Annotated in this window: 12 protein-coding genes and 1 tRNA gene; 7 read left to right on the plus strand and 6 right to left on the minus strand. The window is 40.8% G+C overall.

Going from position 1 to position 11853, the window contains the following annotated elements:
- Window positions 1-540: 540 nt before the first annotated feature.
- The 3 genes from ABWV72_RS10000 to ABWV72_RS10010 all read right to left on the minus strand — a co-directional run bounded on the left by ABWV72_RS10000 (window position 541) and on the right by ABWV72_RS10010 (window position 1426).
- Window positions 541-627: transfer RNA gene (locus tag ABWV72_RS10000), tRNA-Leu, on the minus strand.
- A 176-nt stretch (window positions 628-803) separates the two neighbouring features.
- Window positions 804-1148 carry a hypothetical protein gene (locus ABWV72_RS10005; protein WP_353370343.1) on the minus strand — a complete coding sequence of 115 codons (345 nt, stop codon included), beginning with the start codon at window positions 1146-1148 and terminating at the stop codon, window positions 804-806.
- Between the two features lie 14 nt (window positions 1149-1162).
- On the minus strand, window positions 1163-1426 hold the full coding sequence (locus tag ABWV72_RS10010) for a hypothetical protein (protein WP_303499318.1): 264 nt from the start codon (window positions 1424-1426) through the stop codon (window positions 1163-1165).
- A gap of 170 nt (window positions 1427-1596) precedes the next feature.
- On the opposite strand from ABWV72_RS10010, the gene ABWV72_RS10015 reads away from it, so the two are divergent.
- From ABWV72_RS10015 to ABWV72_RS10030, 4 genes are all read left to right on the plus strand, one after another.
- Complete coding sequence (locus tag ABWV72_RS10015; protein WP_303499316.1) at window positions 1597-3069, plus strand: ATP-binding protein; 1473 nt, start codon at window positions 1597-1599, stop codon at window positions 3067-3069.
- Window positions 3066-3752, plus strand: coding sequence for a response regulator (locus ABWV72_RS10020; protein ID WP_216048758.1), 687 nt, complete (start codon window positions 3066-3068; stop codon window positions 3750-3752). Before ABWV72_RS10015 ends, ABWV72_RS10020 begins: the two co-directional genes overlap by 4 nt.
- Window positions 3753-3881: 129 nt before the next feature.
- Window positions 3882-4874, plus strand: a complete 993-nt coding sequence (locus ABWV72_RS10025; protein ID WP_353370346.1) for a YHYH protein — start codon at window positions 3882-3884, stop codon at window positions 4872-4874.
- Window positions 4875-4889: 15 nt separating this feature from the next.
- Window positions 4890-5198, plus strand: a complete 309-nt coding sequence (locus tag ABWV72_RS10030) for a hypothetical protein (RefSeq protein WP_342805123.1) — start codon at window positions 4890-4892, stop codon at window positions 5196-5198.
- A gap of 68 nt (window positions 5199-5266) precedes the next feature.
- Here the strand turns inward: ABWV72_RS10030 and ABWV72_RS10035 are convergent, their stop codons facing one another.
- From ABWV72_RS10035 to ABWV72_RS10045, 3 genes are all read right to left on the minus strand, one after another.
- Window positions 5267-5917 carry a hypothetical protein gene (locus ABWV72_RS10035; RefSeq protein WP_353370348.1) on the minus strand — a complete coding sequence of 217 codons (651 nt, stop codon included), beginning with the start codon at window positions 5915-5917 and terminating at the stop codon, window positions 5267-5269.
- A gap of 93 nt (window positions 5918-6010) precedes the next feature.
- Window positions 6011-6601 carry a PfkB family carbohydrate kinase gene (locus ABWV72_RS10040; protein ID WP_353370509.1) on the minus strand — a complete coding sequence of 197 codons (591 nt, stop codon included), beginning with the start codon at window positions 6599-6601 and terminating at the stop codon, window positions 6011-6013.
- A complete protein-coding gene (locus ABWV72_RS10045; RefSeq protein ID WP_353370350.1) occupies window positions 6562-6960 on the minus strand; it encodes a PfkB family carbohydrate kinase in 399 nt (132 codons plus the stop codon). Before ABWV72_RS10045 ends, ABWV72_RS10040 begins: the two co-directional genes overlap by 40 nt.
- 722 nt (window positions 6961-7682) lie before the next feature.
- Here ABWV72_RS10045 and ABWV72_RS10050 point away from each other — a divergent pair.
- From ABWV72_RS10050 to ABWV72_RS10060, 3 genes are all read left to right on the plus strand, one after another.
- Window positions 7683-8414, plus strand: coding sequence for a FadR/GntR family transcriptional regulator (locus ABWV72_RS10050; RefSeq protein ID WP_216048763.1), 732 nt, complete (start codon window positions 7683-7685; stop codon window positions 8412-8414).
- A 104-nt stretch (window positions 8415-8518) separates the two neighbouring features.
- Window positions 8519-9028, plus strand: coding sequence for an RDD family protein (locus ABWV72_RS10055; protein WP_353370353.1), 510 nt, complete (start codon window positions 8519-8521; stop codon window positions 9026-9028).
- 373 nt (window positions 9029-9401) lie between these two features.
- Complete coding sequence (locus ABWV72_RS10060) at window positions 9402-11843, plus strand: TonB-dependent siderophore receptor (RefSeq protein ID WP_342805130.1); 2442 nt, start codon at window positions 9402-9404, stop codon at window positions 11841-11843.
- Window positions 11844-11853: the final 10 nt, after the last annotated feature.

Genomic DNA, 11853 nt, shown 5'->3' on the forward strand with positions numbered 1-11853 from the left:
AGCTTTTCATCATTTCTGGGGGCAACCTCAAATTTCAGGCACAAAAAAAAACCACCTGTAGCATGGTCTTTAGGCCATGGCATCAAACGACAACCGCGAGGCTAAAGCACCCACCTACAAAAGTGGGCTCTTCATCATTACTGGGGGCAACCTCAAATGTCAGGCACAAAAAAACAACCTGTAGCATGGTCTTTAGGCCATGGCATCAAACGGCAACCGCGAGGCTAAAGCACCCGCCTACAAAAGTGAGCTCTTCATCATTACTGGGGGCAACCTCAAATTTCAGGCACAAAAAAACCAACTAAAAAGTTGGTTTAATGTTTAGTACCAGAGGGTAAGGCTGGTTTCTTTAGCAACGCAGTTGCGCCCAGCCGCACGACACGCCAAGGATGGCGTGGCTGGGTGAGCCACCATGGATGGGTTCAAATTGGGTTTTGTCTAGCGTTAATTCGAAGACCTCACCTCACGAATAGTCCGGCGAGTTGAGATTAACTCAAATTTCAGACACAAAAAAACCAACTAAAAAGTTGGTTTAATGTTTGGTACCAGAGGCCGGACTTGAACCGGCACACCATTACTGGCGGCGGATTTTGAATCCGCTGCGTCTACCAATTCCGCCACTCTGGCAACGTACGCTTAATCTATTTGATTAAGTGTTTGGTATACTCGCTGTGCTAACGAGTGGCAGGCATTATATCTTCGCAATTTCTGCTTGCAAGTATTTTATGCAATGAACATCATCAAATGTCGATAAATTAGGCATAATCGGACAAATGATGTGCTCATGAACTGAATTTTTACTGCTAAGCGTAAGTATCAACAGTTAACAAACTATCAGAACTGGATTTTTGTCCGCTAATTTGAGAAAGCGCGTTAAGAAATTGACTGCCTTTTTCCTCATCACTTAGCTTATCTGCCTGAGACTTATTGCTATCCAGAAATGATTTCAATTCCGCTTGCTGATCTTTAGATAAAGAACTCAACATGAATGTCACTTGCTCTTGCTGCTCAGATGATAAAGACGCCACTGATGACTCAAGACCTGGCGGCACTGCTCCTTGTGGCGGTGGTGGCGGACGTCTTTGTTGAGTATCATCCATGTTGATATCTGACATATTGATTGAACTGCTTTGACTATTAATTTGCATTGTTCGCTCCGGTATTAGTTATTGTCTTCGGATCTGCGCTGTCCATGCCCTTCCGGCACAGCTACAAGTTCGTCTTGCATGGTTTGGCAAGTAGCGGTAATAGTATCACCACGGGGCGTACTGAAGCTCACTTCATCGCCTTCACTTTTTCCTTCACAAGCTTCGATTGCTTCTTGCGGAGGCTTACCACCTCGCCCTTCTCTATCTGGCTTTGCTAGCGTTAATGGGCTGACTAAAACGGAACTCAAAATCAAAAGTGTCATCACTGATTTTTGCATATACAATTCTCCAAAATTAAAAGATGTAAACGATTAAATTGACTATTTTCACTGGTTAAAGGTTAACAAATGAATGTGCAGAAAGTGTGCATTTACCGTGGAATAAAGCGCTACTTCAGCTTTTGTGACTAGTGCAAGCCAAATTCACCCGATATACTTGCGCCATGAAAATGACAACTAAACTATTTTTGATTTTATTGGGCCTTATCACCACTATGCTGGTGATTTCTTTAAGCCTTGCCCAGTGGAGCTTTAAACAAGGATTTCTGGAATTTGTTTCTGGTATCGAACAAAGCCGTCTTGAGAAAATAAGTAACGATGTACTGGCGCAATATGTATTGTCCAAGAACAGCTGGGAAGACGTTCAACGGATTGGTCTGGAAGACTTTATCAACAACAATAAACGTTTTAATTCTCCGCCAAAACATCCGCCCATGAATAATAGAGGTGGTGGAGAGCGGCCAAGACATGCTCCGCCTCCCCACCAGCAACTGCTTGCCAATAGACCTAACGAGAAGCCCAATCCAGGCGCGCCCTGGCGGGATAACACGTCCGGCCCTCCAACGGGGTTATTCGACGTAAATGGCGCGCTACTTTCAGGTGATGACCACTCAGATAATAGTCAGAACTCGTTTAGCTATCCATTGTATATAGATAATATAAAAGTGGGCGAACTTAGAAGCTGGCCAAGCATTGAAGGCTCCTCTGAGTCAGCAAACCTATTTGCGCAAAAACAATTTTCTGCTTTTTTAATTATTGGACTCGTCTGTTTAATTTTGGCCGGCTTGCTGTCACTGTTGGTATCTCGTAAATTGTTGCAGCCCATCAAACTAATTATGCAAGGTGTTTCCCAACTTAGTAGCGGCAATTACGCTGTTAATCTCACCACAAATCGCAAAGATGAACTTGGCGAACTAATGGATAACGTTTCCTACTTAAGCCAAACCTTAAATAAAAACCGCTCTGCCAAAAATCGGCTTTTTGCGGATATTTCTCACGAATTGAGAACTCCGTTAACAGTGCTAACCGGTGAAATTGATTTATTAAAAGAAGGGGTTAGACCCTTTAACTTGAAAAATTTACTATCTCTGGAACAGGAAACTGAGCGTCTAAATCATCTGGTTGAAGATTTGTACCAACTATCTCTATCGGATGTGGGAGCATTGAAGTACTCCATGGTTCAGACAAACTTATCCGAAACTGTTGAACGCTGCATTCAAAGTGTTAGCCAGCACGCAGGAGCAAAGTCGATAAAAATAACCGCCGACATTCAACACAATATTATGATGACCATGGATAATAGGCGAATTGAACAACTGTGCTTGAACTTGCTAATGAATTCCATTGCATATACAGATACGCCTGGGCAGATAGATATAGCTTTATCGGTACAACAAGAGCACATTAGCTTACGCATCAACGACTCCAAACCATCAGTTAAACATAGCGATTGCGAGAAGCTATTTGAACCCATGTTTAGGGTAGATTCATCGCGCACCAGCAGAGAATCCGGTGCAGGATTGGGTCTTACAATTAGTAAAAATATTGCAGAAGCCCATCAGGGGCAAATTAAGGCATCACCATCTTCGCTAGGTGGCTTATGTATCGAAGTAATGTTTCCATTACCAAGGGGTGAGAAGTGAACCAACAAAAACATGTTCTGATTGTTGAAGATGAGCCCAAGATTGCTCAAATCTTAGTTGAGTTTTTACAACTAGAAGATTTTCAGGCTACCGTTTTACACGATGGCAAAAACGTAATCGAGTTTGTCAAAAAACACTCCCCTGACTTCGTTATTCTGGATGTCATGTTGCCGTTTAAAGATGGTTACACTCTATGTAAAGAAATTCGTCAATTTTCCACGGTTCCGATTCTGATGTTAACCGCCAGAGTAGATGAAATAGATAGAATAATGGGCTTAGGAATTGGAGCCGATGATTATGTTTGCAAACCTTTTTCCGCCCGAGAAGTGGTAGCAAGAGTACAAGCCATATTGCGTCGATTTGAACAACAATCGATTTCCTTAGACAATGTAGTTACCTATAAAAATATTCAACTGGATTTAGCTCGTCACCAGACCACAGTAGCGGATGTTCACGTTGAATTAACCCCGGTGGAATTTAGGTTATTACTGGCCTTAGTTAAGCGTCCTGGCGTGGTATTTTCACGCGACCAACTAATGAATACCTGTTATGAGGATGAGCGAATTGTTAGCTCACGTACTATTGATAGTCACATGAAAAATCTAAGAGCTAAATTACAAATAGGTCAATCCGCAAATCCCCTGCTACATTCAATTTATGGCGTAGGTTATAAAATCGAATAAATACGGGCCGCGAATCTTCCAAGGGCTTTAAAATTCAATCAAAAACACACTTTATTTGCACAGTCTCTGCACATTTCGTCGCTATGCTTTCGCTCATTCAAATATTGAGTACAAAGTAGAGGCTCTAGAATGCAAAAAAAATCATGTTTTGCTCTATCACTGTTAATTAGCAGCGTATTGTTGTACGGATGTAATGGTAGCCAAACAGATGATGTCACTGTTGATGATGGAAGTAGCAGTGACGACAGTTCGCTGACAACCCAATCTACTTTCGACCCAGATGTGTTTCACGATGGTGCGCTACTTGAAACCCCTACCATTGAAAACTGCACTTTATCAGGTGGAACCTCAACGACTTGCTACCGGATCACTATCGCTGGCGAGCCTGTCACAACGGACATCGGTCCCTTTTGTCCTCCTACTATTTATTCCGATGCCAGTGAAGGAGGAATCTGGTTTGACGGTTCAGGGGAAGTGTATGATATTGATGGCGAATTTATTCTCAATCTTGCCAATCTCTACGGCGCTGATTGGCAACTTTATGATCCTGAAACAGGCAACGTCAATGTAACCAATACGCAAGCTTCTTGCGAAGGTGCGGCCCGTCCGAATGTTGCAGAAGAATACCAAAATCACTGTGTCGAATGCTCACTCACTTACTTTGGTGGTGCAGTGTCTCAAACCTTTTTAATCCCCGTAGAACCCGTTGCAATGAGCAATCCCGACAGTATCAACAATAACGATTTGGGCATAACGGTTAACGGCGTGGTGTTAGCTCCTCCTGCTCCTGTTGACGCTATTCTTGCAGCCAATACCATCGCTGCGTTTGATGACTGTGGTGGACACATCAATCCGTTTGAAGGCTACCACTATCATGCTTCAACTGGTTGCACAGAATCGGTATTTCAAGACGACAATCACGCCAGTTTATTAGGTTATGCCATCGACGGATACGGTATTTATGGAATGCTAAATATGTCTGGCGAAGAAGATTACGACTTGGACGAATGTCGTGGTCATAGTGATGACACTAGAGGCTATCACTACCATTCGGCGAGCGCTGGAGAAAATATGTTTATCGGTTGTTTCAAAGGTGAACAAGGGTACTTGGTTAGCGAGTAATTATTTAAGGATAAAATGATGAAAAAATATGTATTGATAGTTGGATTAGTTGCTTTTAACAGTGTTGCTCATCAAGGGCACATTGACGATACAGCATTACAAGCATGCGCTGAGAAGGCTATAGCAACCCCTTGTGGATACGTGTCAGCCAACCTACAACTACACAAAGGCAGCTGCCAACAATTTAATCAAAATCTTATTTGTGTGCGGAATAAACCCCTTGAGACAGTGACGGACGAGAAACTGGCTAAGCTCAGAGCCGAGGGTGAAGTTGCCATATCGACTTGGTTGTCGAAACGACATGCCTCCCATAAAGGACACTAGTAGGTTAATTTAAGTCGGTTCAATTAAGCTGCAAGCAGTCTCTAATTAAAAATCGCAAACGAAGATCTTTATTGCTCACTGAAGTCATACACTTTAGGTAAATAAAAATCTTCGCCTGCTTTGTGTTTTTTCTGCATTACGTCAAAAAATGCTCTGATTGAAATCCCGTGGACTTTGACAACATTCAGCTTGTGTTGCAAATCATCAATGAAATCTTCACTAATATTATGCGCGTATTTAATTAACTCCAAATCAGCCTCGTCCCCCACATCAAAGTAGCTTTGTATAAAAGTATGCAACTGAGCAATGCGAAACAACACTTTCATTGAACTTGGGATCCAGCGCTTAAATTCCATATCTGGATGATTAATTAAATCTCTATCAACTTCTTGGTTTTTCATCCAAGGAATGCAATGAATTTCAAACCCTCGATGGGTAAACACCTTGTAAATAGACAACCTAGGAGCTCGCGTAAATTCGACTGAGCCAAGCTGGCCGGCCTTACCATCAAGGGTTTTGGGATTCCAATTAGCCTGATTTAATAATCCATCAAGAGAGTTCTCAAAGCCATAACGAAACATTCCTTCGGCTAGGCCTAAGGAAGTCGAAACTGCATGGTAAAACGGTGGAACATTATTAAAAGTGATTTTTTGTTTAAGACGATTAATGTCTCGCAAGACTAAATCATGACGTTTATTGATAGTAGGATCAGGGGGCATTTTTGCTAGGGCATTTAACCAAATTCATAATAACTAATAGTGTACTTGGATAAGGCTAAATGCAACCTATAAACCTAGGTCTAGCAAAGACTTTTACGCTGCTTTGTAACCTTTCCAGAAGTTCTTAAATTTTTCTTGGGGCATAATCGCGCCGCGATGATTAGTGACCTCTTTGGCAACTGCAGCCGCTTTTTCGATGGCACTTTTCATATCTAAGCCTAGGATTCTTGCTCCAAGGTAAACACCAGCAAAAGCATCGCCAGCTGAAGTGGTATCGATAACGGCGGGATTAGGGGCAACTAGCACTTCACAACATGCATCTGAGGAATAGCCGAAAACACTCTTCGAGCCATCTTTAATAATCAGTTCATCAAAGCCACAACTATTTAAAAATTTGACAATTTGTTGCCGTTGTCGCAACCCAAATAGTTCGAAGTCTTCCATTCCCGGCAATAAAATATTGGCTACCTGAAAACCCTGACCTATGGCATTTTGGGCGACTTTTTCGTTTTCCCATAAAGCGGGGCGATAATTTGGATCGAATGCAATATTGACACCTTTATTACGCAAACGACAAAGCATATGCAGTAACTGAGCACGATCATTGTCATTTAAGATAGCTAAGGTGATACCGGAAAAAAAGATTAATTGGCAATCTTGAAGGGCTTGTTCGGCATTAACAATTTAGCCGCAGAGTCGTTGCGCCAATATAAAAAAGAACGCTCACCTTGATTATCTGTTTGCACCATGTAAGCACCCATAATACGCTTTTCATCTACTTCGATAAAACGATTATCTAAGCCTTCTAATTGCAACATATCGAGCAGTTGTGTGCTTACAGTATCGCTGCCAATGCAACTCATAAAATTAACATTTAATTGCTCAAAAGCACGTTTCATATAAACACTGCTATTGAAAGTATCCCCAGCGAAGCCCTTATGAAACTTGTCATCTCCGTATTGACTTAGCTCCATCATACATTCCCCAATCATGACAATAGGTTTTGAAGAATATATCTGCGAATTATCACTTTGTTGCACCATTATTTAGCTCACTTGTTTGTAAAACCACACCTAGATCATGAAGATCTGCTAATTATGTCCAGTTTCTGTCGATTCGTATTGAATAAAAACCGCCAACAACAAACTAACCAAAACAGAATGATAGCATTACCAATTACAAATATTGGTCATACCACAAATATTATGATTACAAATTAATGTCGATGGGTTTGAAATATAAAGATTTAAAATGAGAGAGAGGGAAATTAGGCCACCGAGGTGGCCTCCGCAGGGTACGCGGGCATGAGTAAGTTACCTGAACAAACCGCATTGTCAACCAAAACATAAAAAAGGTATAACCAAAAATACCAAATCCAAATAAAACAACTAAATCAAATGGTCAGGTATTTGTTTATGAAATCTAGGCTTGTTGAAATCATTATTGCTGAGAATTATTATTGCTAAATAAAATTGAACACTTAACAAGATTCGTAAACAGAATAAGGTGTAGACTAGTACAAAATAAAAAGTATTTAGCCACTTAAAATTGTATTAAATCAATTGCTCTGCACGGTAAGATCCTTAACTTAATCTTGCTTACCAATGTATTTCTCAGTTGTTTGCTCAACTTAGTACAGTTAGCACGTTGGGCTATACAAATTGGCATTGCAGTTAAGTACGCGTACAATTTGCATTATTATAGATGCAGACTCTGGCTAATTGTTCTTTGCTGTATAAATTTTGTTTCAGGAAAAATTTAGAAAATGAAAAATCGTCGTATGTTTTGGCAGATTGTAAGTAAAATTGAATCACAGATTGACGCTGGCCGTTACCCTGTGGGCAGTCGCCTTCCACCAGAAAGAGAATTAGCAGAAAACTTTGAAGTCAGTCGCCCTACTATTCGAGAAGCGATAATTGCGCTAGAAGTAAGAGGCAGAGTTGAAGTAAAAGTGAGTTCAGGTGTATACGTCATTGATACTGCATCTAAAGGCGAATCTACGCCCAACATCAGCGCATTTGAATTAACACAAGCGCGCGCTTTAGTTGAGGGAGAAGCAGCCGCCCTTGCTGCATTATCAATTACCGATAAAGAACTCGAAGCACTAGAGAAAACGTTAAAAGCAATGGAAAATGGCGATGAGCCAGAAGCCGCTGATCGCGAATTTCATTCGATTATTGCTACTGCAACTCGCAATACAGCTTTGCTTTATTCGATACAACATTATTGGACGTTACGTGAGTCTCAGCCACAAATTGTTGCTGCATATAAAGGTGTATGTAGTAGTAGTGTTCAAGATCGTCTTGAAGAACATAGACGCATCTATTTGGCACTGAAAAAGCATGACTCTCAAGAAGCAAGAGCGGCTATGCACGGCCATTTTCATCGTTTAATTAATTCATTATTTGAAATATCTGAAGCCGAAGCATTGGAAGAAGTCAGAAAAAAATCCAATGAAACCCGTGATCGTTATTCTTTGACTCACTTGGTCGGTTAAAATCAGCATGGCTTATGTTGTTGTGAATACAATATAAGCTTGATTTGTTTAAATTTTGCCAACTAATTTTGTGCGCCCATAGCATCATTATCATTTAGGTTAACATGACCCAAACTACCCAACATTTTCCTCGTGCTGGCTTTTTTAAACGATTAGCAGCTATGGTATATGACATCCTAGTTGCCGTGGCAATTGGCATGTGTGCAGGACTTATTTATTCAGTTATTGGCTTGATGTTATTTGAAAATGGCATAATTGATAAGCAAGGTTTTACCCATTTCATGGATTTTACTGACCAATCCCTGTGGTTTAGAATCAGCGAGCAAATCTGGATTGGATTCTGGATTTTGGTTTTCTTTTTGTGGTTTTGGCGAAATGGTGGACAAACCATCGGCATGCGTGCTTGGCGATTACGTTTATTTAGTACAACCGATGAGCCGTTGGGCTACGGTCGAGCTTTAATGCGAATTATTTTCTCATTAGGGGGATTGGGAACACTTTTAGTATTATTTGATGTGAAAAATAAACAATCTTTGCAAGATAGACTGGCAGGAACAGAAATGCTGGTGTTAAGCAAAGATGCAAATCATCACCGTGCCTGGAAATCACTTTAAGCACTTAATCATCGCTAATAAACTCAATCAGAATTGTTTCTTGCTGCTATTTAGGATTATTCAACGACATCGGTAAATAAAAGGATCTAAGGCTCACAAGCGCTATTTTTCACAGAGTGTTCAGTATGGTGCAATGCTCATTTTTTAGGCCTTTTGTGGTGCACTTAGACGTTAAGCAGCCTGCGAAAAAAATAACCCTTCCATCAAAAAACCAATAAATACCGTTATATTTCAACATCTTATAAAACAATAAAAAAGCTGACCATTCGGTCAACTCTCTGGCATCTTTTGTGCTAACTCTCTTGACTAATTGATTCAGAAATCAAAATCAATTTATTCAAATAAGAATTACACACAAGCCAGGAAACACACTATGAAAAACAACAACAAACAAAAGTTTCATCCGGTAGCATTGGGAATTGCTATTGGTCTTGCGACTTTGCAGCCTTTGAGTTTATATGCACAAGAAGCTGAAGAAGATGCAACTGAAAGCGTGGAGCGCATCTCTATTACAGGCTCCTTAGGTAGCTTGCCTGGTCAAGATGTAGAGTCAGTATTCGGTTTTGGAAAATCTATACTGGAGACTCCCCGTTCAGCCTCCACGATTAGTGATGAACAACTCGAGCGTTTTGCGGTATCCGACATAGATGATTTAGTCGCTTTCGCTCCAGGTACTTATACCCAATCATTCTTTGGTGTTGCGGGCTCTTTGGATGTACGTGGTACTCCGGGTGAAGCATATTTTCGAGGGGTTAAACGATTAGATAACCCTGGAAACTATCCAACTCCAATTGGTGCCTCAAGCAGTATCGATATTGTAAGAGGCCCAGCTTCCCCTATTTACGGACCAGCTAAAATTGGGGGATACCTTAACTTTAACCCTAAATCTGCCCGTGCTAGCGGTGGCCAATATTTGGATGAAAATAAAGGTGCATTCTCATACACATTAGGAAGTTGGGACAAAAGTGTCCTAACTGCCGAATTAGGTGGCCCAGCGTCAATCGGCGATAAAAAAATGGGCTTCTATCTCTATGGTGAAGTTGAGAATTCTGGCAGCTACTATGATAACTCAGCAACCGATCAAACCGTGTTACAAGCATCGTTTAATATTGATATCACTGATAATTTACGCCTTGAATTTGGTGGAATGCATCATGATTATGATGGAAATCAAGTAGCCGGTTGGAACCGCTTAACCCAAGATTTAATTGACACAGGAACCTACATAACGGGTACCGCCAAAAATATTGATACCGATGGTTCAGGAGCTATTTCCCATGAAGAGTATGGTGCTGTAAATCTAGCTGGAGAAAACTTTTTCTATGCATTTGCACCATCGTTCACCGATGCCGACGCCACTGAATTGATGCAGCTTGATAATCCTGGCACCACAACATTAAGCGGTAATCAGGTATTAGTTGCCGCCGACGATGTCCTAACTAACACTGTTGATACCCTATATTTCGATATTATTTATTACACAGAAAATGATTGGGAAATTAAAAACCAAATGTTTTATGAGGCATATGAAAACCTCAATGAAAATGCCTATGGTTTCTCTCAATTCCATGAAAGTTCTGTTTTCGAAAACAAATTGATTATTTCAACTGAATACGAAAACGACTCTCTACTTGCACAATTTCAGGTGTCACCATCTATTCGACGCACTCAGTTCTTACATGGTGATGATTTTACCTATGAGTACTTTAACCGTCGCGATTTAACCATGGAGTCAACCGCGTTAGATAGACGTGAATTAGCCACACGTATCGACGACAATTACGATAACTATGACGAAGGTAATTACATCGATTATGGTATTGCTGCGATGACCGATTTAACCTGGGATTTCGGCCTGAATATCGTGTTAGGTCTTCGCTATGACGTTATCGATGTAGAAACCACTAGCCACGGCGATAAGCTATTGGTGAAAGGGCCTGTTGTTAGTGCTGAGGATAGTTTCAATGGCACCTCATGGAACACCAGTATTTCATATAAAACGCCAATTGGTTTGATTCCCTACATCACGATAGCGGAACAAGCAACCGTGATTGCAGGTCAAGGTGCTGAGATTGGTTATGGTCAATTGATTGATGATGATGGCAATTCATATAACGGTGCATTTGATACTTCTGAATTGAAAGAAATTGGTATCAAGGGCTCGTTTTTAGATGATACCTTGTATTTTGCTTTATCTTCCTATAAACAAGAACGCTCCGATTTTAATGCACAAGCGATTGTTACCAATGCAACTACTGAGAACAAAGGTACTGAGTTTGAATTACGTTGGGTTGTGAATGAGCAATTAGTTGTTACCGCTGGTTATACCAACATGAAAGTATACAACCTAACTGCATACAACAATGGTGAAGGTGGTTCATTATTTGGTTTCTTGGGTGCTGAAGATCTGACTAGCCTATCTGACCCATCACTTGTATTTGGTGGTAATCCCATCGGCTTAACCTTAATCGATGTTGGTGCAAGTAAAGAAGATGCCCGTAAACAAGGGATTCCAGAAAACATCTACACCGCAACCGCGACCTATGATTTCCAGAATGGTTTTGCAATAAACGGGAGTGTAATTCGTGCTGACGAAACTTACTCTAGCTTCTCTAAATCGGTTGAATTACCTGCCTATACTTTGGTCAATGCAGGGGTTGTTTACGATGCAGATACCTGGACTGCGAGTTTATCCATTAAGAACCTTACGGATGAAAAATACTATCGCGCAAATTTCCCAGATCTATTTGGGGCGCAAATTGTGCTACCTGAGTTACCAAGACATTACCAAGCGAAATTTAGCTATAAATTTTAATCTTAAAAAT

The sequence above is a fragment of the Aliiglaciecola sp. NS0011-25 genome, assembly GCF_040370605.1.
Taxonomy (GTDB): domain Bacteria; phylum Pseudomonadota; class Gammaproteobacteria; order Enterobacterales; family Alteromonadaceae; genus Aliiglaciecola; species Aliiglaciecola lipolytica_A.

Bases quoted from the DNA above. Each gene is read 5' to 3' on its own strand.
- ABWV72_RS10025 (WP_353370346.1), top strand. From the start codon at position 3,882: ATGCAAAAAAAATCATGTTTTGCTCTATCACTGTTAATTAGCAGCGTA.
- ABWV72_RS10060 (WP_342805130.1), top strand. From the start codon at position 9,402: ATGAAAAACAACAACAAACAAAAGTTTCATCCGGTAGCATTGGGAATT.
- ABWV72_RS10030 (WP_342805123.1), top strand. From the start codon at position 4,890: ATGATGAAAAAATATGTATTGATAGTTGGATTAGTTGCTTTTAACAGT.
- ABWV72_RS10055 (WP_353370353.1), top strand. From the start codon at position 8,519: ATGACCCAAACTACCCAACATTTTCCTCGTGCTGGCTTTTTTAAACGA.
- ABWV72_RS10005 (WP_353370343.1), bottom strand. From the start codon at position 1,148: ATGCAAATTAATAGTCAAAGCAGTTCAATCAATATGTCAGATATCAAC.
- ABWV72_RS10050 (WP_216048763.1), top strand. From the start codon at position 7,683: ATGAAAAATCGTCGTATGTTTTGGCAGATTGTAAGTAAAATTGAATCA.
- ABWV72_RS10010 (WP_303499318.1), bottom strand. From the start codon at position 1,426: ATGCAAAAATCAGTGATGACACTTTTGATTTTGAGTTCCGTTTTAGTC.
- ABWV72_RS10035 (WP_353370348.1), bottom strand. From the start codon at position 5,917: ATGCCCCCTGATCCTACTATCAATAAACGTCATGATTTAGTCTTGCGA.
- ABWV72_RS10045 (WP_353370350.1), bottom strand. From the start codon at position 6,960: ATGGTGCAACAAAGTGATAATTCGCAGATATATTCTTCAAAACCTATT.
- ABWV72_RS10015 (WP_303499316.1), top strand. From the start codon at position 1,597: ATGACAACTAAACTATTTTTGATTTTATTGGGCCTTATCACCACTATG.